Genomic DNA, 22,224 nt, shown 5'->3' on the forward strand with positions numbered 1-22,224 from the left:
ACCGGGGCAGGAGGGCTTCTTCGTGGAGTGGTGCGTCAGCCGCGCTCGGGGCGGTCGAACCGCTGGCCCTCGGGCTTCGAGGGCAGGAGGAACAGCACGAGCACGATGATCGGCCCGACGAACGGGATGAGGACGAGCAGGTAGAACGGCCCGGCGAAGTTCCCGTCGTGCAGTCGTCGCCACGCCAGCGCGAGCGTCGGCAGCAGGATGGCGAGCGAGAAGAGGCCCACGATCGAGTAGGCGATGAGGTAGAGCGGCGACGGAGAGGTCATCACCGACGTGACGCTGTACCCGGTGCTGACGGTCTGCCGCTCGGACATCGCGAACCCGACACCGACGAGGGTCCAGAGCACGGCGAAGACGATGAAGCTGGCGAGGTACCACCACCAGAACTCGCTCCGGCTGGCGCGACCGTCGAACCGGACGTACTTCTTGAAGAACCGCTTCACGGCGTTCGGGAACGAGATGCCGTACCACGGGGCCCACAGCGGCGGCTCACCGTTCGGCCCGGTCTGGACGGGCTGACCGTAGCCCTGCGGCTGCTGGCCGTACTGGCCCTGCTGGCCGTACTGCTGCTGCTGGCCGTACTGCTGCTGGCCCTGCTGGCCGTACTGCTGTCCCTGCTGCTGTCCCTGCTGCTGCTGTCCGAACGGGTTCTGCTGCCCGTACGGCTGCTGGTCGTCCGGCTTGCCGTACGGCTGCTGCGGGTTGTCGCTCACGGTGTCTCCCCTGGTGTCGAGTGGTGCTCGGCTCTGAGTCAACCAGGAACGGTCCACACCGGGGGGAACGTGACGACCCCCGACCGAGGGGCAGCCCCACGGGTCACCACGGCGGCCCGACCACGTGGCAGGGCCGCCGGGAGTCGTCGTTCAGCCGCGGTTCGGCTGGTCGAAGCGGGCACCCTCACGGACGGAGGGGATGCAGCCGATCACGATGGCGAAGAGCACACCGATCGGCGGGATGATGAACAGCAGCGCCAGGAGGCCCGAGAAGTTCACGTCGTGCAGGCGGCGCACGGTGAGCGCGATGAACCCGACGAGGGTCGCGAGCGCCCAGAGTCCGCCGACCACGTTCGAGTCGCTGCCGCCGATGACGGTGTCGATCAGGTTCGTGACGATGTTGCCGATCGCCCACCAGAGCGCCCAGAACCAGAACTCGCTGCGGCTGGCGCGACCGTCGAAGCGCACGTACTTCTTCCAGAAGCGCGTGAACGCCTTCGGGAACGGGATGCCGTACCAGGGCGCCCAGAGCGGGGGTTCGCCCTGCGCCACCGGCTGCTGCCCGTACGACTGCGGCTGGGCGAACTGCCCCGGCTGCTGACCGTACTGGCCCGGCTGACCCGGCTGCGCGGGCTGCCCGTACGGCGACTGCTGCCCGTACTGCCCGGGCTGCGCGTACGGGGCCTGCTGGCCGTACGGCGGCTGCTGCGTCGGCTGTCCGGAGGGCTGCTGGCCGTACGGCGGCTGCTGCGCGGGCTGCCCGTAGGGGGACCCGGAGGGCTGCTGCCCGTACGGCGACTGCGCCGGCGGCTGCTGCCCGTACGGCGACCCCTGCGACGGGTCGGGCTCGTCACCCGGACGCTTGGCGTACGGGTCCTGGGGGTACTGGTCGCTCACGGCGGTTCCTTCCGGGGTGCGGGGTCGGTGTACCCGCGGCGATCCGGGCGATGGTGCCGACCGCCGGGACCCGTGCCCCGCCGTCCTGCTCCCCCGCACACTGACTCCGCGCGCTGGATCCAGTGTGCCAGCCCCGGCTCCGTCAGGACAGCAGCGCCGCGACGGCACACGCCCACGACACCGGCGCAGCACCTGCCCGCGTCGACACCGCTCAGGGCGCAGGGCTCAGGGCAGCAGCGCCAGCTTCCCGCCCGGGTGCCCCGACTCGAGCAGCTCGAGGGCCGCCCGAGCCTCGGCGAGCGGGAAGGTCCGGGCCACCGGCACGACGAGCTCGCCGCGTCCGGCCAGGTCGATGAGGCGCGCCCGCACCGAGTCCCGGAACGCGGCGCTGTCGGGCTGGGCTCCGCCGATCGCGGTGATGCCTGCCTCCTCCGCGCGCCCGAAGGCGGCGATGGTCGCGATGCGACTCCGGTCCGCCACCAGGGACAACGAGACGTCGACGGCTTCGTCCGACCCGACGCAGTCCAGGGCCACGTCGACACCGGAGGCGGCGAGGTCACGGACGCGGCCCTCCAGTCCGTCCCCGTACGCGACCCACGTACCGCCGTGTCCGCGGACGGTGTCGGCGTTCGCCTCGGAGGCGGTGCCGATCGCACGCGCGCCGAGCGCACGGAGCTGCTGGAGCAGGCTGACCCCGACCGCCCCGGAGGCGCCGTGCACGAGCACCGTGTCGCCCGACTGCACGCCCGTGACGCGGATGAGGTCCGCCGCCGTCGTGCCCGCGAGCAGCAGGTTCGCGGCCTCCGGGAACCCGAGCAACGGCGGCTTGGCGAACACGTCCGCCGCGGGCAGCGTGAGCTCCTCGGCCCAGCCACCGCTGACCCGGAACGCCAGGACCTCGTCCCCGACGGCGACCGGGCCGGACGCGATCGTCGTGTCGGGTCCGACGGCGCTGACGACGCCGGCGACCTCGTACCCGATCGGCACGGGGAAGTCGGACGGGTCGCCCCGCTGCGTGTGCTTCGCGTCGGCGGGGTTCATCCCGGCGGCCCGGACGCGGACGGTAACCTCGCCGGGGCCCGGGGCCGGCACCTCGACGTCGACCAGTTCGAACACGTCACTGCCGCCCGGACGCGGTGCCACCCACTGCTTCGTCATGTCCGCGACGGTACTCGCGGGCATGGCGGCGTCGTCGAGCGTGCGGCACCGAGACGCGACGGGAGGCCCGGTACCAGCTGGTACCGGGCCTCCCGTCGGGTCAGATGACGCCCGTCAGGCGCGGGCGGCGCCGACCCGGCCCGTGAACGAGGCGTGCAGCGGGTGCTCGCCACCGAGGCCGGTGATCTCGGAGGCGATGTCGGCGTCCGATCGGTCCGAGTGCAGCAGCGCCTGCAACTCGACGCTCTGCTCGTCGTCCGCGACGTCGAACCGGAGTGCGGCACCCATCGCGTCGAGGAGCGCGGTCGGCTCGGTGCCGTTCTCGGCGAGGGCGGCGGCCGGCGACACGAACCGCTCGTCGCGGGAGAGCTTGCGCAGCGGCTGGCGGCCGACGCGGGTGACCGTGTCCGGCAGGTGCGGGTTCTCGAAGCGGCCGATGATGGCCTCCACGTAGGCCCGGTGCACCTCGGGGTCGAGCTCGTGTCGACGGACGAGCAGGTCGCTCGTCTCGGCGAGCACGGCCTCGAGCGCCGAACGGACCGCGGGCATCGCGACGGCGTCGGAGATCCGGTCCGCACCGGCGAGGAACCCGTGGTACGCGACGGTGGCGTGCCCGGTGTTCACCGTGAAGAGCTTGCGCTCGATCGACGCGGCGAGGCCGTCGACGTAGTGCGCGCCCGGCAGCTCCGGCTCGGCACCGTGGAAGGGCGTGCGGTCGATGGCCCATTCGAAGTAGGTCTCGACGGTGACGTCGAGCCCGCCCCCCGGAGCCTGTGCGGGGACGATGCGGTCCACGGCGGTGTTCGCGAAGACGGCCTTCGCCAGGGCATCGGCCCGCTCGTCCTCCGGCAACGCGTCGACGATGAACTCGCGGAGGCGGTCGGTGGCGTTGATCGCGTTCTCGCATGCCATCACGGCGAGCGGCGCGGCATCGACGGAGCGCTGCTGCAGCCCCCTCGCGATGACGGGGGCGATGAACTTCAGGACCGTCGGGCCGACGGCGCAGGTGACGATGTCGGCGGTCGCGATCTCGGCGACGACACCGGCCTCGTCCTGCGCGCTGTTCACGGCACGGAACCCGGTGACGACGTGGTCCTGGGCGCCCGCGCCGACCTCGTGCACGGTGTACGAGTCGGCAGCGGCCAGGGCGTCGATCAGCGGAGCGGCGACGTCGGCGAAGACGACCTCGTACCCGGCCTGGTGGAGCAGCAGACCGACGAAACCGCGGCCGATGTTGCCGGCTCCGAAGTGGACGGCGGTGCTCACTCGTTGACCTCACCGAGGATCGCGAGGATCGCGGCCGCGTCGGGGGCGTCCGTCAGTGCCTGGACTTGGTCCTCGTCCGAGAACACGATCGCGATCTTGCTGAGGATGTCGAGGTGCTCGTTGTTCACGCCGGCGATGCCGACGACGAAGCGGACGTCGTTGCCGTCCCAGTCGATCGGGGTGGCGTAGCGGACGAACGACAGCGCAGAGGCCTTGATGGCGTCCTTCGCGTCGTTCGTGCCGTGCGGGATCGCCAGGTAGTTGCCCATGTAGGTCGAGACGCTCTTCTCGCGCTCGAGCATGGCGGGGTAGTAGTCCGCGGTGACCGCGCCGACCTCCTGGAGGATCGCAGCCGCCTCCTTCATCGCCTCCGACTTGGTCGGCGCAGCGTCCTCGGTGTGGATGCGGATCTGGCTCTCCTGCAGGACGGGCATACGGTTCTCCTTGTTCGTGGTGGACGGCGGAAGAGGGGACGGTCGCCCGTCCCCTCCCCCATCGTGCTCTTGTCTTACTGGTTCTTGAGCTGGTCGACGACCTGGTCGTACTGCGGCGCGTTCATGAAGTTGCCGACCGACACGTGCTGTGCGTTCGGGTTCTTCTGCTTCGCGCGGTCCGTGAGCTCCTCCTGGGTGATGATGAGGTCCTCGTCACCCGAGAGGTTCGCGATCGCCTTGTTGACGACCGTGACACCCTCGATACCAGCCTTCTTGATCTTGTTCCGCAGGACACTCGCACCCATGGCGCTCGAGCCCATGCCGGCGTCGCAGGCGAAGACGACGTTCTCGACGCGCGTCGCCGTGGCGGTGCTGGCGGAGCCGACGCCCCCGAGGGAGGCCTCGGCCTCTTCCTCGTTGGCCGGGGAGTTGGTGCCGAGCAGGCCCGAGGTCGCGGCGTTGACGTCGCGGCCCTTGTTCTGCTGGAGCTTCGCCATCGCGGCGCTCATGTCGCCGCCGTTGCCGGAGGCCAGGTCACGCTTGCGGCTGGCGATCAGGAAGAACGACGCCACCGCGAAGGACACGGCAGCCGACAGGACGACGGACAGGATGACACCGACGTAGCTGTCCTTCGCCGTCGCGGTCAGGACCGCGATGATCGACCCGGGCGACGCCGGGGCGACGAGGCCGGACTGGAAGGCGACGTTCGTGGCGACACCGGTCGCACCGCCGAGGATGACGGCGACGAAGAGGATCGGCTTCTGCAGCACGTACGGGAAGTAGATCTCGTGGATGCCACCGAAGAACTGGATGAGGATCGCGCCGGGAGCGGTCGAGCGGGCGATGCCGACACCGAAGAAGGTGAAGGCGAGCAGGATGCCGAGACCGGGGCCGGGGTTCGCCTCGAGGAGGAACAGGATCGACTTGCCGGACTCCTGGACCTGCTGCGCACCGAGCTGGTCGAGCACGCCGTGGTTGATCGCGTTGTTGAGGAAGAAGACCTTCGCCGGCTCGATGATGACGCTGGCGAGCGGCAGCAGCGAGCTGTCGACGAGGAACTTCACCGCGGCGCCGAGGCCCTCGGCGATGAGCTTGAACAGCGGGGCCAGCCAGAAGAAGCCGATCAGCGCGAGCACGAAGCCGAGGATGCCGGCGGCGTAGTTGTTGACGAGCATCTCGAAGCCGGGCTTGATCTTGCCGTCCCAGATCTTGTCGATCTGCTTGATGAGGTACGCACCGAGCGGACCACAGATCATCGCGCCGAGGATCATGATCGTGCCGTTGGCGCCGATGATGACGCCCATGGCCATCACGGAACCGACGACGGCGCCGCGGGTCTCGTAGACCATCCGGCCGCCCTGGAAGGCGATCGCGAGCGGGATGAGGTAGGTGAGGATCGGGCCGACGAGGCCGATGTTGGCCACGCCGTTCGTCTCACCGAAACCACCGAGGACGCCCACGGGCGTCCAACCGGTCTCGATGAAGAAGGCGGTGATGAGGCCCCACGCGATGAAGATCGCGATGTTGGGCATCACCATGCCGGACAGGAACGTGCCGAACTTCTGGACGGCGACGCGAGCGCCACCCCGCGACTTGTCGCGGGTGTCTGGCGCTGCAACGGACGACGTTGTCATGTGCGTTGACTCTCTGTGTGTGGTGCTGCTGCAGGGATCGGGTGTGGTGCTGTGGGATGGGGCGAGGTGCGGGCTCAGACGGCGTGCGCCGCGGCGGCAGCGGACTTGGCGGCCGCTGCCGTGCTCGCGGCGAGTGCTGCCTGGGCCATCCCGCGGGCTTCGTCGAGGGTGTGCTTGCCGAGTTCGGCGCGCACGTCGGCGAGGGCCGCGGGGGTCATGGAGAGCGTGGTGGCGCCGAGGCCGACGAGGACGACGGCGAGCAGCGGGTCGGCCGCGGCCTCGCCGCAGATGCCGACCGCCTTGCCCGCGTCCGCTCCGGCCGTGCCGAGCTGGGCGACGAGGCGCAGGACGGCGGGGTGCCACGGGTCCTGGTAGTGCGCGACGGTGCCGAGCATCCGGTCGGCCGCCATCGTGTACTGGGTCAGGTCGTTCGTGCCGATCGAGACGAAGTCGGCGGACTGGAACACCTGCTCGGCCATCAGCGCCAGGGAGGGCACCTCGGCCATCACACCGGCGGTGCGGATGCCGAGTTCGCGAGCGAGGTCGACGAAGTACTCGGTCTCCTCGGCGTCGGCGACCATCGGGGCCATCACCCAGAGGTCGGCCTCGGTCGCGGCGTCGGCCTGTGCGAGGGCGGTCAGCTGGTCGCGGAGCACCTGCGGGTGGTTCCGGAGCGCCCGGAGTCCACGACGGCCGAGCGCCGGGTTCTCCTCGTCCTTGTCGGTGAGGAAGGGCAGTGGCTTGTCGGCGCCGGCGTCGAGCGCACGGACGACGACCTTCCTGCCGGGGAACGCCGCGAGCAGCTGCTCGTACGACGCCTGCTGCGAGGCGACGGTCGGGGCGGTGGGCGAGTCGAGGAACAGGAACTCGGTGCGGAACAGGCCGACACCCTCGGCGCCGAGGTCGACGGCGGTCTGCGCGTCGGCCGGGCTACCGAGGTTCGCGAGCAGCGGGACGACGTGGCCGTCGGCGAGGGCGCCGGCGGTCAGGGGCGCGGCAGCGGCGGCACGGCGCTCGGCGATGCGCTGCTCGACGTCGGCGACGAGCTCGTCGGACGGCTCGGTCACGACGGTGCCTGCGCCGGCGTCGACGACCACGTGCTGGCCCTCGGCGAGGTCGTCGGCACCGGTCACGCCGACGATGGCGGTGATGCCCTTGGCCCGGGCGAGGATCGCGGTGTGCGAGGTCGGGCCGCCGTCACGGGTGACGAGGGCCAGGACCTTGTCGAGGTCGAGCAGGGCGGTGTCCGCCGGGGCGAGGTCGCGGGCGACGAGCACGAAGGGGGTCTCCGACTCGGGCACGCCCGGTGCGGGGACGCCGCGGAGCTTCGCGACGATGCGCTGGGCGACGTCGTCGAGGTCTGCTGCGCGCTCCCCCATGTAGCCCCCCATGCCGACGAGCAGGTCACGGAACTGCGCGAACGCCTCGTGCACGGCGCGCTCGGCGTTGGTGCCGCCGTCGATGCGGACGTGCACGTCGTCGAGGAGGGTCGGGTCCTGGGCCATCAGCGCCTGTGCCTCGAGCACGGCCTGGGCGTCGCCGCCGGCGAGCTGTCCACGCTTGTTGAGGTCCTCCGCCACCGCGGCGAGCGCGGTGTGCACGGCCTGCTTGGCGTCGTCGGCCGGACCCTCGAGCGGGGCGGTCGAAGGGGTTCCCAGGGGGTCCGCCATCCGGAGCACGGGGCCGTGGGCAACGCCGCGGCCGACGCCGGTTCCGAGCAGATCGGACATGGGGAGACTCCTTCATCTCACGCGCAGCAGCGGTGGGTGGTTCGGGGGCGGTGCTGCGTCCGGTGCGTGCTGCGACCGGACGGCTCTGCAGCACCATACATCGCGTCGCGTTGACAAACAAACACATCCGGGGATAAAAATGCAGAAACAGATGCCCGTTTGCGTTTGCCGTCCACAGGCGCCCCGGGCCTCCCGGACGGATCGTGCCCGAGCATGTCCGTTCCGCTCCACATGGCCGTCCCCGACCGGACGCACAGCCCGACCCGAGCGACCCGCTCGACCAGATGAGGCCCGATGTACGCACCAGAACGCCACCAGCGCATCGTCGAACAGGCGCGCGCCCACGGCCGGGTCGACGTCAAGGACCTCGCCGAACTGCTCGCCGTCACGCCGGAGACCATCCGCCGCGACCTGACCAGCCTCGAGCGCCGCGGACTCGTCCGTCGCGCCCACGGCGGTGCGATCCCCGTCGAGCGGATCACCCTGCACCCGGGCGTCGGCGACCGCGGTGGCATCAACCAGACCGAGAAGATGGTGATCGCCGAGGCGGCCCTCGCCGAGCTGCCGGAGAACGGCTCCGTGATGATCGACGCCGGCACGTCGACGATCTGCCTGGCCGAGATGCTGCCCACCGACCGCGGTCTCACCGTCGTCACGCACTCGCTGCCGGTGGCGATGGCCGTCGCCAACCGCCCGGGCATCGACCTGCACCTGCTCGGCGGCAACATCCGGAGCGATTCGCTCGCTGGCGTCGGCACGTGGACGCACCAGCTCATCGGCATGGTCAGCGTCGACGTCGCCTTCGTCAGCATCAACGGGATCACCCCCGAGCGTGGGCTGACGACGCACAACATGGCCGAGGCCGCCGTGAAGTCCGCCATGATCAAGTCCGCCCGCCGGAGCATCCTGCTCGCCGACCACACCAAGTTCGGTCGCGAGGAGTTCGGTCGGGTCGCTCCGCTCGCCGCGATCGACACGATCATCACCGACCCCGACGTCAACCTGGACCTGGTGCGCGAGGTCGAGGCCGCCGGCACCGAGGTCTTCTGGCCCGGGCGCGACTGACCACGGGACGTCGACCACGCCGGCCCGTCCGCGTCCCACCAACCCCGGGAACCACCCGCCAGGCGCTCGCTACCATGAGCGCACCACCCATCGACAGGAGCCCATCGATGTCCGAAGCCACCCGCACCGTCACCGTCGCCAGCGCGTCCGGCCTGCACGCACGACCCGCGTCGCTGTTCGTCCAGACCGTCACCGCGTCCGGTCACCAGGTCACCATCACCAAGGGTGAGAAGTCGGCCAACGCCGGCAGCATCCTCGGCCTCCTCGGCCTCGGCGTCGAGAACGGCGACGAGGTCGCGCTGACCGTGTCCGGCGACGACGCCGAGACCACCGCGGACAGCCTGGTCGACTTCCTGCAGACGGACCACGACGCCGCCTGACCCGGCCTGTGCGCGACCTGCGCGACCAAGATCGGACGGGAGGCCCGGTACCAGCTGGTACCGGGCCTCCCGTCCGTCGTCGGGTCACCGCTGACGTCCGCGCCGCCGCGTCGGACGCCGCCGATAGGCTGGTCGGCATGACACGCCTGCGCCTCGCGACCGTCAACGTCAACGGCATCCGTGCTGCGTTCCGGAAGGGGATGGGCGACTGGCTCGCCGAGCGCGACGTCGACGTGCTCGCCCTGCAGGAGGTCCGCGCCTCGACCGAGGACCTGACCGGTCTGCTCGGCGACGAGTGGGACGTCGTGCACGACCCGGCGTCGGCGAAGGGCCGCGCCGGTGTCGCCATCGCCTCGCGGCACCGGGCGCACCTGCACCGGGTCGAGCTCGGGGCCGAGGACTTCGACTCCGCCGGCCGCTGGCTGGAGGCCGACTACGAGATCGGCGGACGGACCGTCACGGTCGTCTCCACCTACGTGCACTCGGGCGAGGTCGACACCCCGAAGCAGGACGAGAAGTGGAAGTTCCTCGACGCCATGACCGAGCGGCTGCCCGCGCTCCGCGCGCACAACCCGCTCGCCGTCGTCGTCGGTGACCTCAACGTCGGCCACGACCAGCGGGACATCAAGAACTGGAAGGGCAACGTCAAGCGCGCCGGCTTCCTGCCGCGCGAGCGTGCCTACTTCAGCCGGTTCTTCGGCGCCGACGGCGAACCGGTCGAGGGTGCCGACGGCAGCACCGCACCCGGCCTCGGCTGGGTCGACGTCGGCCGTGCCCAGGCCGGTGACGTCGACGGGCCGTACACGTGGTGGTCCTGGCGCGGGCAGGCCTTCGACAACGACTCCGGCTGGCGCATCGACTACCAGGTCGCGACGCCCGAACTCGCCGCGACGGTGACCTCGTACACCGTCGACCGGGCCGCCGCGTACGACCAGCGATGGTCCGACCACGCCCCCGTGGTCGTCGACTACGAACTCTGATCCCCCACTCGCTCCCGAGCACCAGGACTCCCGCATGACCAGCACCCGCATCTTCTCCGGCATCCAGCCCTCGGCCGGGTCCCTCCACCTCGGCAACTACATCGGCGCCCTCATGCAGTGGCGCGACCTGCAGGACGACCACGACGCCGTGTACTGCGTGGTCGACATGCACGCCATCACGTCGCCGCAGGACCCGGCAGCGCTCCGCGAGAACACCCGACGGACCGCGGCGCAGTACATCGCCGCCGGCATCGACCCGACGAAGTCGACGCTCTTCATCCAGTCGCACGTGCCCGCACACGCCCAGCTCGCCTGGGTGCTCAACACCATCACGGGCTTCGGCGAGGCGAGCCGGATGACCCAGTTCAAGGACAAGTCGGCGCGACAGGGTGCCGAGGCGGCCTCGGTCGGGCTGTTCACCTACCCGATGCTGATGGCCGCCGACATCCTGCTCTACGACGCCCAGGTGGTGCCGGTCGGCGACGACCAGCGGCAGCACGTCGAGCTGACTCGGGACCTCGCCGGCCGCTTCAACTCCCGCTTCGGTGACACGTTCGTCGTGCCGGAAGCGCGGATCCTCGGCGACACCGCCCGGATCTACGACCTGCAGGAGCCAACGAGCAAGATGAGCAAGTCGGCGGCGTCGGACAGCGGCCTGGTGCTGCTGCTCGACGAGCCGAAGCGCACCGCGAAGAAGATCCGGTCGGCGGTCACCGACACCGAGCGGGAGATCCGCGCCGACCGGGCCGGGAAGCCCGGTGTCACGAACCTGCTGGCGATCCTCTCCGCGTTCACCCACACCCCGGTCGCCGAGCTCGAGGCCTCGTTCGTCGGCAAGGGCTACGGCGACCTGAAGGGCGAGGTGGCCGACGCGGTCGTCGCCGAGCTCGAGCCGGTCCGCACCCGGACGCTCGAACTCCTCGACGACCCGGCCGAGCTGGACCGCCTGCTCGAGGTCGGCGCCGAGCGGGCCGAGTCGATCGCCGAGGCCACGCTCGCCCGCGTGTACGACGCGATCGGCTTCGTGCCCCGCGCCCACTGATCGACCGTGCTCCCCGTCACGCTCGAGTCGGCACGGGTCCGGCTCGACATGCCGACCCGTGCCGACACGGCCGCCATCACCGAGGCCTGTCAGGACCCGGAGATCGTCCGCTGGACGACGATCCCGCAGCCGTACCGGGCGCAGGACGCGCAGTCCTTCGTCGACGCGCTCGTCGGACCCGGATGGGCGTCCGACCGCGAGTACACCTGGGCGATCCGACGGCAGGGGTCGACCTGGCTCGACGGTGTCATCAGCTACCGGACGGCCCGCCGGGACCTCGGGTTCTGGCTGGCACCGGGCGCCCGTGGGACGGGGCTCGTCTCCGAGGCCGTCGAGCTCGTCGTCGACTGGGCGTTCGCGCAGGGCGCCCCGGACGTGTACTGGGAGTGCTACGTCGGCAACACCGCGTCGGCCGCGGTCGCCCGTCGTGCCGGCTTCACCTACACCGGCAGCGGTGACGCCCTCGTGCCGAATCGCGACGGCTCGCCGGCCCCCGCGTGGAAGGCGCTGCGGCGCGCGGACGGGACGCCCGCGTCCGACCTGCCCTGGCCTCCCGGATCGACGTCGGGGACCGCCGGTAGTCTCGCTCCGTGAGCCACACCGCACCCGACACGGCCCCGGAGCCGAACGGCCTGCCCGCCAGCGACGCCGAGGTCCGCGCGATGCGCCGGGCCCTCGAACTCGCGGCCCGCGGACCGGCCGTCGGCGACCACGCCCGGGTCGGTGCCGTCGTGCTCTCCCCCGACGGCGACGTCCTCGGCGAGGGCTGGCACCGCGGTGCGGGCACCCCGCACGCCGAGGTCGACGCGATGCGGAAGGTCGACCCGGCGCGGCTCCGTGGCGCGACCGCGGTGGTCACCCTCGAACCGTGCGACCACGTCGGCCGGACCGGGCCGTGCTCCGTCGCCCTCATCGAAGCCGGCGTCGCGCGGGTCGTGTACGCCGTCGACGATCCCGGTCCCGCCGCCCACGGTGGCGCGGATCGGCTGCGAGCCGCCGGCGTCGACGTGGTGCCGGACGTCCTCGCCGACCAGGCCGAGGCGTTCCTCGAGCGCTGGCTGCTCTCGGTCCGGCTCGGACGCCCCTGGGTGACCGTGAAGTGGGCCGCCAGCCTGGACGGTCGCGCCGCCGCGGCCGACGGCACCAGCCGGTGGATCACCGGCGCCGCCGCCCGCCAGCACGTGCACGAGCAGCGCGCCGCACACGACGCCGTCCTGGTCGGCACCGGCACCGCCCTGGCCGACGACCCCAGCCTGACCGCACGCGGGGACGCCGGGGAGTTCCTCGCCGACCAGCCGCTGCCCGTCGTCCTCGGCGACCGGGCCCTGCCCGCGGACGCCGCCCTGCACCGCCACCCCCGCGGGGTCGTCACGATCCCCGGACACGACCTCGACGCCGCGCTCCGCTCGCTCCGTCAGCGGGGCGTCCACAGTGTCCTCGTCGAGGGCGGACCCACCGTGGCGTCCGCGTTCATCGCCGCCGGACTGGCCGACGAACTGCTCGTGTACCTGGCCCCGGTGCTCCTCGGCGGACCCCGCGTCGCACTCGGGGACATCGGCGTGGGAAGTATCCACGCTGCGCGGATGTTGCGTGTACTGTCAACGTCCAGCCTCGGCCCCGACCTGCTGGTCCGCGCCCGCACGGTCCCCCGACAGCCTGACGGCACGGAGCCCGACGGCGCGGTCGACGGGGCCCCCACCGACCGGAGCACCACATGACCGACGCACTGACCTCCGCCACTCCCGGGAGCCCGGTGTCGTTCGAGGTCTCCACGAACGTCCCGACCACGCACGGCCTCTTCGAGATGCGCGCCTACCGCGACCTCGTGACGAGCGCGGAACACGTCGCCGTGATCGCGAAGACCCCGGACGGCCAGGCCCCCTCGGACGGCGCACTCGTGCGGGTGCACTCCGAGTGCCTGACCGGTGAGGCCTTCGGTTCGCTGAAGTGCGAGTGCGGCCCGCAGCTCGACGCCGCGCTCGACACCATCGCCGCCGAGGGCGGGGTCGTCGTCTACCTTCGGGGCCACGAGGGTCGCGGCATCGGCCTCATCAACAAGCTCAAGGCCTACCGCCTCCAGGAGGACGGGCTCGACACGCTCGACGCGAACCTCGCGCTCGGCCTGCCCGCCGACTCCCGGGAGTACGGCGGCGCCGCCGGGATCCTCGCCGACCTCGGCATCACCCGCGTGCGGCTGCTCTCGAACAACCCCGAGAAGCGCCGACAGCTGGTGGAGCACGGCATCACGGTGGACTCCCTCGTGCCGCTGGTCGTCGGGATCTCCGCGCAGAACGCCGGGTACCTGGACACCAAGCGCGACCGCATGGGCCACACGCTGCCCTCGCACCTCGGTACCGGCGCGAGCAACTGACCGACGCGAGCAACTGACCGGCCCGGCAACCGTCCGACCGGGCGAACTGACGGCCAGCTCAGGGTCGATTCGCAGCTGCCCGACATCCGTCGTACACTGAGGGCCCCGTCACGAGCGGGACCACCACCTCCGAACGCACCCGACCCGGTGCCCGCGCCACCCCGCGCGAACCGTGTCGCCAGTCCGCCGTCCGGTCACCGCAGCGCTCCTCGAACGCGCGCGCACCTCGAAGGTCCTCACACGCATGTCCGCCGCCCCGGCCACCCCGACGCCCGCCACGAAGACGAACCCGCGCTCGCGCGTCGTCATCGCGAGCCTCGTCGGCACCTCCATCGAGTTCTACGACTTCTACGTCTACGCGACCGCCGCCGTCCTCGTCTTCCCCACCCTGTTCTTCCCGAACGAGGACCCGACGGCGTCGCAGCTGTCCTCGTTCGTGACGTTCGCGCTGGCGTTCTTCGCCCGACCGGTCGGGTCGATCCTGTTCGGTCACTTCGGCGACCGCGTCGGCCGGAAGACCACCCTCGTCGCCTCCCTGCTCGTGATGGGCACCGCGACGTTCCTCATCGGCTGCCTGCCGACCTTCGGCTCGGTCGGGGTCCTGGCGCCCGTGCTCCTGGCCGTCCTCCGCTTCGCCCAGGGCGTCGGTCTCGGCGGCGAGTGGTCCGGCGCGGCACTGCTCGCGACCGAGAACGCCCCCGAGGGCAAGCGCGGCGTGTTCGGCTCGATGCCGCAGCTCGGCGCCCCGATCGGCTTCCTGCTCGCCAACGGCCTGTTCATCATCATCAACGCGGCGCTGCCTGCCGGCGCCGACGGCACCCCGAACGCCGACTTCCAGGCGTGGGGATGGCGCATCCCGTTCCTGGTGTCCTCCGTGCTCGTCCTCATCGGGCTCTACGTGCGCTTCCGTCTGGTCGAGTCCACCGTGTTCCGCGGCGTCCAGGAGTCCGGCTCGGTCGCGAAGGTCCCGCTCGGCCGGGTGTTCCGCACCTCGTGGCGCGCGGTCGTCGTCGGCACCTTCGGCATGGTCGCGACCTACGTGCTCTTCTACTTCATGACGACCTTCACGCTGAACTACGGCACCGCGGGCGACACCGCGTCGAAGCTCGTCCCGAAGATCGGGCTCGGGTACTCGCGCGGCGAGTTCCTGTCACTGCTCATGATCGGCGTCGTCTTCTTCGGCATCTGCACGCCGATCGCGGGGCTGCTCGCCGACCGGTTCGGACGTCGCCGCACGCTCATCCCGACAACCATCGGCATCGCGCTCTTCGGCCTGACGTTCCAGTTCTGGTTCGCGGCGGCTCACGGACCGATCACCGTGGTCACGTTCCTGATCGTCGGCCTGTCGCTGATGGGGCTCACGTTCGGTCCGATGGGCGCGCTGCTGCCGGAGCTGTTCCCGACCAACGTCCGGTACACCGGCTCCGCACTGGCGTACAACGTCGCGTCGATCCTCGGTGCCTCGCTCGCGCCGACCATCGCCCTCAAGCTGTGGCAGCCGGACGGGAACATCTTCCTCGTCGGCCTCTACCTGACCATCGCGGCGGTCGTGACGCTGGTCGCGCTGTTCCTCGTCCGCGAGACCCGCGGGAGCGACCTCGCGGACACGGTCGACGACCAGCGGGCCGTGGAGCGCGTCGCCCCGTAGCGCGAGTGCACCTCCGCGAGCACCTGACGGACGGGAGGCTCCCCACCACACCGGTGGGGAGCCTCCCGTCCGTCTGTCGGTCCCGCGGTGAGAGAATCGACGCACGATGAGCAACCCGTTCGCACGCCCGAAGAAGACCGACGGGCCCCGCGCCACCTTCGGTCGCCTGCTGTCCTACCTGTTCGAGAACAAGCCGGCGATGGTCGTCATCATCGTGCTGAGCATCCTCGGGGCAGGTGCGTCCCTGGCGCAGCCGCTGCTCGTGAACCAGGTCGTGACCGCCGTCCAACAGGGCACCGGCATGTCGGCGCTGGTGTGGGCGCTCGTCGTCCTGGTGCTCGTCGCCGGCGTCCTGAACGGTGTCCAGCACTTCCTGCTGCAGCGTGCCGGCGAAGGCGTCGTGCTCTCCACCCGACGCAAGCTCATCGCACGGATCCTCAACCTGCCGATCTCGGAGTTCGACGTCCGACGCACCGGTGACCTGGTGTCCCGCGTCGGCAGCGACACCACGCTGCTCCGGGCCGTCCTGACGCAGGGGCTCATCGAGTCCATCGGCGGCGCGCTCACCTTCGCCGGCGCGGTCATCGCGATGGCGATCATCGACCCGCTGCTCCTCGTCGTGGTGATCGTCATCGTCATCGTCGCGGTGGTCGTCGTCGGTGGCCTCAGCCGGCGCATCCGGGTCGCCTCGAAGGCCGCGCAGGAGAAGGTCGGCGACCTCACCGCCGCGGTCGAGCGCGGCATCGGCGCCGTCCGCACCATCCGTGCCGCGGGTGCCACGGCGCGCGAGGTCAGCGAGGTCGACCAGCACGCGACGGAGGCCTACCAGCGCGGGCTCGTCATCGCCCGGATGTCGGCGTTCGTGGTGCCGGTCGCGAGCATCGTCATGCAGGTCGCGTTCATCGCCGTGCTCGGCATCGGCGGCGCGCAGGTCGCGGCGGGGACGATCACGATCGCGACGCTCATCACGTTCATCCTGCTGCTCTTCATGATGATCATGCCGCTCGGTCAGGCCCTCGGCGCGGTCGTCGCCGTGGCGCAGGCGCTCGGCGCCCTCGGCCGCATCGAGGAGGTCCTGCACCTGCCGACCGAGGACCAGGACGACGCCGCGGTCCGGCCGGCCGCCGCGATCGCCACGGACGACGCGATCACGTTCGAGCACGTCACCTTCCGGTACGCGGTGTCCCCGGACGCGGTCGGCACGGACGGGGCCGAAGGAGCGGGCGACGTCAGTGCCGCGCCGCCGAGCGCCGAGGACGACCAGGTGGTGCTGCGCGACGTGTCGTTCAGCGTCCCACGCGGCTCCCGTGTCGCGCTGGTCGGTCCGTCCGGTGCCGGCAAGTCGACGACGCTGGCGCTCATCGAGCGGTTCTACGACCCGACCGACGGCGTCATCCGTCTTGGTGGCCTGGACGTCCGCGGCCTCGACCGCGGCGAACTCCGGGCGCAGATCGGGTACGTCGAACAGGACGCCCCCGTGCTGGCCGGCACGATCCGCGCGAACCTGCTGCTCGGGTCGCCGGACGCGTCCGAGTCCGAGTGCGTCCGGGTGCTCGAGGCCGTGAACCTCGGCGACGTGCTGCACCGCGACCCCCGCGGCCTCGACGCACAGGTCGGTGAGGACGGCGTGATGCTCTCCGGCGGGGAACGGCAGCGCCTGGCCATCGCGCGGGCCCTGCTCGCCGCTCCCCCGATCCTCCTGCTCGACGAGTCGACGTCCTCACTCGACGGCGTGAACGAGCAGAAGATGCGCCTGGCGATCGACGCCGTCGCCGAGGACCGCACCCTGCTCGTCATCGCCCACCGACTGTCCACCGTGGTGGACTCCGACGTCATCGTCGTGCTCGAGCACGGCCGCGTCGTCGGTGTCGGCACCCACTCCGAACTCGTGCAGAGCACCCCGCTCTACCGCGACCTGGCGAAGCACCAGCTCCTCGTCTGAGGCCCTCCCGCCGGGGCCTCAGACGGCGAAGGGGTCCGGCGTCAGGACGTAGACCGTCTCCAGGTACTCCTCGAGGCCCTCGTGCGAGCCCTCGCGGCCGAGACCGGAGGCCTTCACACCGCCGAACGGGAACGCCGCGTTGGACACGACCCCCGTGTTCCATCCGAGCATCCCCGTCTCGAGCCGTTCGGCCAGGCGCTGCCCACGGCGCATGTCCTCGGTGAACGCGTAGGCGACGAGGCCGTACTCCGTGTCGTTGGCGAGGCGGATGCCGTCCTCCTCCGTCGCGAAGCGCGTGATCGACACGACCGGTCCGAAGATCTCGGTGGTCAGGATGTCCGAGCCGGGCTGGACGTCGTCCAGGAGCGTCGGAGCGTAGAACGTGCCCTCGCGCTCGACCCGCACCCCACCGGTGACGAGACGTGCGCCGCGATCGACCGCGTCGTCCACGAGCCCCGCGGCCTTGTCGACCGCGCGAGAGTCGATGAGCGGACCGATGTCCGTACCGTCCTCGGTGCCCCGACCGATGCGCAGCGTGTCGATCCGCTCGGTGAGTGCCGCGGTGAACGCGTCCGCGATGCCCTCCTGCACGAAGAAGCGGTTGGCCGCGGTGCAGGCCTCGCCGACGTTGCGGAACTTTGCCTGCATCGCGGCGTCCACCGCCCGGTCGAGGTCGGCGTCGTCGAACACCAGGAGCGGAGCGTTGCCCCCGAGCTCCATGCTCGTCTTCAGGACGTTGTCGGCCGCCTGCTTGAGCAGCGCCGAACCGACGGGGGTCGAGCCGGTGAAGGTGAGCTTCCGCAGCCGGCGGTCGGCGATGACCGGCGCGGACAGGGCCTTCGCGTCCGAGGCCGGCACCACGTTGAGGACACCGTCCGGCAGCCCGGCACGACGGAACAGCTCGACCAGGTACAGCGTGGTCAGCGGGGTGAGGTCGGCGGGCTTCAGCACGACCGTGCACCCGGCGGCCAGCGCCGGTGCGATCTTCCGGGTGGCCATCGCCAGCGGGAAGTTCCACGGCGTGATCGCGTAGACGGGGCCGACCGGACGCTTGAGGACGATGCCGCGACCGGTGCCCTCCGGGTTGGTGCGGTAGTCGCCGCCGATGCGTACGGCTTCCTCCGAGAACCAGCGGAGGAACTCGGCACCGTAGACGACCTCGCCGCGGGACTCGGCGAGCGGCTTGCCCATCTCGAGCGTCATCACCGCGGCGATGTCGTCGGCGTGCTCGTGCACGAGGTCGAACGTGCGCCGGAGCAGGTCGGAGCGGTGCCGGGGTGCGGTCGCCGCCCACTCGGCCTGTGCGGCGACGGCGGAGTCGAGTGCGGCGATGCCGTCCTCCGGGGTGGCGTCGGCGACGCTCGCGAGGACCGTGCCGGTGGAGGGGTCGCGGACGTCGAAGGTCGCACCGCCGCTCGCGGGACGCCAGGAGCCGCCGATGAAGAGGCCGGTGGGCACGTCGGGGACGCTGACGTGCTCGTCACCGACCGTGGTGCTGGTGGCGGTCGTGGTGCTGGTCGTCTGCTCGTCGGTCACAGGACCGCTCCTCCCGGGCGCTGACGCCCCTCGTCCATGTCGCTGTGCCCGGTGTGCCCGCCCTCGTCGCGGACCTCCTCGAGCGCGGCGTCACTGCTGGCCGGGTCGATGCCCACGACGAGGTCCTCGTAGACGAAGACGTCGAGGCCCCCGTGCACCCCGTCGAGCGCGGACGCCCGGACGCAGTGGTCGGTCGCGATGCCGACGATGTCGACGGCGTGGACCTCGCGGTCGAAGAAGACGTCGACGAGGTCGGCCCCGGCTTCGGTCGTGCCCTCGAACGCCGAGTAGGCCGGCTCACCCTGCCCCTTGCGGACGTGGACGTCGACGAAGGACAGGTCGAGGGCCGGGTGGTACTCGGCACCCGGCGTGTCGGCGACGCAGTGCGGCGGCCACGTCGTCCGGAAGTCCGGTCCGTCCGCGCTGTCCGCGCTGTCGGTCACGGCGAAGTGTCCGCCGTTGTCCCCCGTGGCGTCGTGCCAGTCCCGGGAGGCGACGACGAGGTCGTACTCGTCCGCATGCCGACGGAGGAACGCGGTGATCCGCTCGGCGAGTGCCGCCCCTCCGTCGACCGCGAGCGCGCCGCCCTCGGTGAAGTCGTTCTGGACGTCGGTGATGAGCAGTGCCCTGGCCATGCACCCATCCAACACCCGTCGGGTCAGGACCCGGTGAGCGAGCCTCCGCATCGGTAGACCGCGGCCGTGACCGCGTCGAGTGCCGGGAGCGCGGCGGCCCGAGGCGACCCGATGGCGTAGAACGCGAACGTCAGCTTCGTGCCGTCGGCAGCGTCGATGTAGCCGCCGAGGGTGTTCGCGCTGTCGATCCACCCGGTCTTCGCGTGCACCTTGCCACGCGCCACGGCGTTCGCGCCGGTGAACCGACTCGAGAGCGTGCCGGACACGCCGGCCACCGGCAGGACCTGCGCGAGTGTCCCGAGCCCCTTGTCACCCCGGGTCACCGGGACCATGAGGTGCGCGACGAACGAGGGCGAGACGGCGTTCGACGCACTCTCGCCGGAGCCGTCGACGATGCGGATGCCGGACGGGTCCACGCCGTACCCGCGGAGGGCACTGCTGTAGACACCGGTCAGTGACGCCGCGGTGCCACCGGCGCCGGCCTGCTTCGACGACACCCGCGCGAGCATCTCGGCGAGGGTGTTGTCCGAGTTCGGGATCATCTGCCCGATCAGCGTCGACACCGGCTGGGACTGCACCTGCGCGATCGTGTTCTGCGAGGTCGTCGACCGCTGCGTCACCTGGGCGGTCGACGCTCCGACGACGCCGGCGTTCGCGAGGGCCGTCCGGAAGGCCACACCGGCCCGGCCGATCGGGTCCTCGGAGCGCGGCGAGGTCGCGGCCGCCGGGTTCGCGCGGTCGCCGTCGACCATCAGCGCGGTGACGTTCGGCTGGTACCCGATGGTCCGCTCGCTGACGGGCCAGGTCGGGTCCCAGGCGTCGGATGCGCTCCACCAGGTGCCGTCGGCGACGATCGTCGTCACCGGCGTGCCGCCGAGCCGCGCCTTCACCTGCTGGGCGAGTTGCGCGAGGCTCGGCGCCCCCGGGTAGACCGTGCCGTTGCCGGCCGTCAGGGTCGCGTCGCCGTGTCCGACGAGGGCGATCGTGCCACCACCCTCGTCGGTGACGGTCGTCGGGATGGTGTGCCCGGCACCGAGGACCGCCAGCGCGGTCGCGCTCGTCAGGGTCTTCATCACGCTGCCGGTCTGCGCCGGCGTCCCACCGTCGCGCGAGAACAGCTCTTCCCCGGTGGCCGCGTTCATGACGTAGCCCTCGAAGCGACCGAGCCCACTCGCGGAGGCTGCGCCAGCGACCGAGCAGGTGCGGGCGGCGGCCTTCGCCGACGCGGTCGGTGTCGGTGTCGCAGTCGGTCCCGCAGTCGGCGTCGCCGTCCGGGCTGCCGTCGGGGTCGAGGACGACGTCGGTGTCCGGGTGGCGAACGGCGTCCGGGAGGCGCTGGCCGACCCGGTCGCGCTGGGCTGGTCCGCCGTCGCCGCGTTCACCGCGACCACACCGCCGGAGGCGACCGCGAGGACGACGACGAGCCCACCGACTCCCCACGGCACCGGCTTCCGGCGGACGGAGGCGCGCAGGGCTGCGACGGAACGGTGGACGGGGCCGCCGGTGGGCGGCTGGGGTGACTGCTCGGACATCCAGGCGATCCTACGAGACGCGGGTCCGTGCCTCCAGGCCCACCGTCGTCAGTCGACGGGCTGCGGGGGTGTTCAGAGCGCGGGATCGGCCGGGTACTCGACGCCGACCTGCCGGCGAGCCTCGTCCATCACGGCCATGATCGCGACCGTGTGGTCGATGTGCGTGGTGCTGTCTGCCGGCACCCCGGCCGTGATCGCGGCCTCGAAGCCACGGGCCTCGTGGTTGTAGCCGGCGAGTTCCTCGCGCCCGTCGAACTCCTCCACGATCGCACCGTCGGCGTCCCGGATGCGCCAGGTGGTCGGCGTGCACCACGTCGGGTCGAGGTCGATACGCCCCTCGGTGCCGATGATCGACGCACTGTTCGGGCTGCGCAGGTCCAGGGCGAAGTGCACCGTCGACTGCGCCCCACCCGGATGGGTCATCACGATGCCCATCTGTGTGTCGACTCCCTGGTCGCTGAGGGTGCCGGACGCTGCGACCGCGGTCGGGACGCCGAGCACGTCGACCGCGAACGACACGGGGTAGACGCCGAGGTCGAGCAGCGCGCCACCGCCGAGAGCCGGGTCGTTGAGCCGGTGCCGCGGATCGGTCGGCAGCGCCTGGTGGTGCGTCGCCTGCACCAGTCGGGGAGTGCCGATGCGGCCCTCGGCGAGCACCCGCCGCATCATCGCGGTCTGCGGAAGGAAGCGGGTCCACATCGCCTCCATCACGAGCACACCGCGGTCGTGCGCGGCGTCGCGGACCCGTCGGGCCTCCTCCGCGGTGATCGTGAAGGCCTTCTCGACCAGGACGTGCTTGCCGGCGGCGATCGCGAGCAGGGCGTCCTCGGCGTGGCGGGAGTGCGGCGTCGCCACGTAGACCGCGTCGACCTCGTCGTCCGCCACCAGTGCGGCGTAGTCACCGTGCGCGTGCGGGATGTCGTGTTCGTCCGCGAAGGCCCGCGCGGACTCGTCGGTCCGTGAGCCGACCGCGGTGAACACCACCCCCGCGGCACTGCAGTCGCGGACGAAGGACCGGGCGATGCCGCCGGTCCCGAGTACTCCCCATCGGATGGCCATGCGTCGTGTCTACCAGCCGCTCCCGCGCAGGTCGTCGCGAGATCGACCCCCTGTGGACTCGCCGGCTGTCCACAGGCGCTCGTGCAGCGGTGTCAGGACCGCCGGAGTACCGTGCGGGTGACCAGCCGACCGACTGGAGGCCCGACACCGGAACGCAGGACGGGCCTCCGGTCCGACGCACTGGTGGGCATGCGCG

The 22,224-nt window shown here is 71.5% G+C and carries 19 protein-coding genes and 1 pseudogene; 9 read left to right on the forward strand and 11 right to left on the reverse strand.

Annotated elements, in window-relative coordinates; translation table 11 throughout:
- Positions 1-35 precede the first annotated feature (35 nt).
- From DEJ33_RS05720 to ptsP, 7 genes are all read right to left on the reverse strand, one after another.
- A complete protein-coding gene (locus tag DEJ33_RS05720) occupies positions 36-719 on the reverse strand; it encodes a DUF805 domain-containing protein (RefSeq protein ID WP_111078239.1) in 684 nt (227 codons plus the stop codon).
- Between the two features lie 150 nt (positions 720-869).
- Positions 870-1,616, reverse strand: a complete 747-nt coding sequence (locus tag DEJ33_RS17560; RefSeq protein ID WP_258374767.1) for a DUF805 domain-containing protein — start codon at positions 1,614-1,616, stop codon at positions 870-872.
- 225 nt (positions 1,617-1,841) lie between these two features.
- A complete protein-coding gene (locus tag DEJ33_RS05730) occupies positions 1,842-2,774 on the reverse strand; it encodes an NADP-dependent oxidoreductase (RefSeq protein WP_111078321.1) in 933 nt (310 codons plus the stop codon).
- A gap of 114 nt (positions 2,775-2,888) precedes the next feature.
- The gene (locus DEJ33_RS05735; protein WP_111078240.1) at positions 2,889-4,040 is read right to left on the reverse strand and encodes a mannitol-1-phosphate 5-dehydrogenase; all 1,152 of its coding nucleotides are present in this window, start codon (positions 4,038-4,040) and stop codon (positions 2,889-2,891) included.
- On the reverse strand, positions 4,037-4,474 hold the full coding sequence (locus DEJ33_RS05740; protein ID WP_111078241.1) for a PTS sugar transporter subunit IIA: 438 nt from the start codon (positions 4,472-4,474) through the stop codon (positions 4,037-4,039). Before DEJ33_RS05740 ends, DEJ33_RS05735 begins: the two co-directional genes overlap by 4 nt.
- 74 nt (positions 4,475-4,548) lie before the next feature.
- A complete protein-coding gene (locus DEJ33_RS05745; protein WP_181421476.1) occupies positions 4,549-6,108 on the reverse strand; it encodes a PTS mannitol transporter subunit IICB in 1,560 nt (519 codons plus the stop codon).
- Positions 6,109-6,182: 74 nt separating this feature from the next.
- Positions 6,183-7,838 carry a phosphoenolpyruvate--protein phosphotransferase gene (gene ptsP, locus DEJ33_RS05750; RefSeq protein ID WP_111078242.1) on the reverse strand — a complete coding sequence of 552 codons (1,656 nt, stop codon included), beginning with the start codon at positions 7,836-7,838 and terminating at the stop codon, positions 6,183-6,185.
- 294 nt (positions 7,839-8,132) lie between these two features.
- On the opposite strand from ptsP, the gene DEJ33_RS05755 reads away from it, so the two are divergent.
- The 9 genes and pseudogenes from DEJ33_RS05755 (at position 8,133) to DEJ33_RS05795 (ending at position 17,266) form a co-directional block, all read left to right on the forward strand.
- The gene (locus DEJ33_RS05755; protein ID WP_111078243.1) at positions 8,133-8,903 is read left to right on the forward strand and encodes a DeoR/GlpR family DNA-binding transcription regulator; all 771 of its coding nucleotides are present in this window, start codon (positions 8,133-8,135) and stop codon (positions 8,901-8,903) included.
- Between the two features lie 107 nt (positions 8,904-9,010).
- Positions 9,011-9,283, forward strand: coding sequence for an HPr family phosphocarrier protein (locus DEJ33_RS05760; RefSeq protein ID WP_110902694.1), 273 nt, complete (start codon positions 9,011-9,013; stop codon positions 9,281-9,283).
- Positions 9,284-9,420: 137 nt separating this feature from the next.
- Positions 9,421-10,263 carry an exodeoxyribonuclease III gene (locus DEJ33_RS05765; RefSeq protein ID WP_111078244.1) on the forward strand — a complete coding sequence of 281 codons (843 nt, stop codon included), beginning with the start codon at positions 9,421-9,423 and terminating at the stop codon, positions 10,261-10,263.
- A 34-nt stretch (positions 10,264-10,297) separates the two neighbouring features.
- Positions 10,298-11,305: a tryptophan--tRNA ligase gene (gene trpS / locus DEJ33_RS05770; RefSeq protein ID WP_111078245.1), complete on the forward strand. Its 1,008-nt coding sequence runs from the start codon at positions 10,298-10,300 to the stop codon at positions 11,303-11,305.
- A 6-nt stretch (positions 11,306-11,311) separates the two neighbouring features.
- Entirely contained in the window at positions 11,312-11,899 is a 588-nt protein-coding gene (locus tag DEJ33_RS05775) for a GNAT family N-acetyltransferase (protein WP_111078246.1), read from the forward strand.
- 68 nt (positions 11,900-11,967) lie between these two features.
- Complete coding sequence (gene ribD / locus DEJ33_RS05780) at positions 11,968-13,023, forward strand: bifunctional diaminohydroxyphosphoribosylaminopyrimidine deaminase/5-amino-6-(5-phosphoribosylamino)uracil reductase RibD (RefSeq protein WP_111078322.1); 1,056 nt, start codon at positions 11,968-11,970, stop codon at positions 13,021-13,023.
- 29 nt (positions 13,024-13,052) lie between these two features.
- Positions 13,053-13,676: pseudogene (gene ribA / locus DEJ33_RS05785) on the forward strand (GTP cyclohydrolase II); the annotation flags it as partial.
- Positions 13,677-13,920: 244 nt separating this feature from the next.
- Complete coding sequence (locus tag DEJ33_RS05790; protein WP_111078323.1) at positions 13,921-15,324, forward strand: MFS transporter; 1,404 nt, start codon at positions 13,921-13,923, stop codon at positions 15,322-15,324.
- A 106-nt stretch (positions 15,325-15,430) separates the two neighbouring features.
- On the forward strand, positions 15,431-17,266 hold the full coding sequence (locus tag DEJ33_RS05795; RefSeq protein WP_111078247.1) for an ABC transporter ATP-binding protein: 1,836 nt from the start codon (positions 15,431-15,433) through the stop codon (positions 17,264-17,266).
- Between the two features lie 18 nt (positions 17,267-17,284).
- Here the strand turns inward: DEJ33_RS05795 and DEJ33_RS05800 are convergent, their stop codons facing one another.
- From DEJ33_RS05800 to DEJ33_RS05815, 4 genes are all read right to left on the reverse strand, one after another.
- Positions 17,285-18,724: an NAD-dependent succinate-semialdehyde dehydrogenase gene (locus tag DEJ33_RS05800; protein WP_111194485.1), complete on the reverse strand. Its 1,440-nt coding sequence runs from the start codon at positions 18,722-18,724 to the stop codon at positions 17,285-17,287.
- A 74-nt stretch (positions 18,725-18,798) separates the two neighbouring features.
- Positions 18,799-19,437, reverse strand: coding sequence for an isochorismatase family protein (locus DEJ33_RS05805; RefSeq protein ID WP_111194462.1), 639 nt, complete (start codon positions 19,435-19,437; stop codon positions 18,799-18,801).
- 23 nt (positions 19,438-19,460) lie between these two features.
- Positions 19,461-20,969 carry a D-alanyl-D-alanine carboxypeptidase/D-alanyl-D-alanine-endopeptidase gene (dacB, locus tag DEJ33_RS05810; protein WP_111194463.1) on the reverse strand — a complete coding sequence of 503 codons (1,509 nt, stop codon included), beginning with the start codon at positions 20,967-20,969 and terminating at the stop codon, positions 19,461-19,463.
- Positions 20,970-21,041: 72 nt separating this feature from the next.
- Positions 21,042-22,028: a Gfo/Idh/MocA family protein gene (locus DEJ33_RS05815; RefSeq protein WP_111194464.1), complete on the reverse strand. Its 987-nt coding sequence runs from the start codon at positions 22,026-22,028 to the stop codon at positions 21,042-21,044.
- Positions 22,029-22,224: the final 196 nt, after the last annotated feature.

The organism is Curtobacterium sp. MCPF17_047, from assembly GCF_003234045.1.
Taxonomy (GTDB): Bacteria; Actinomycetota; Actinomycetes; order Actinomycetales; family Microbacteriaceae; genus Curtobacterium.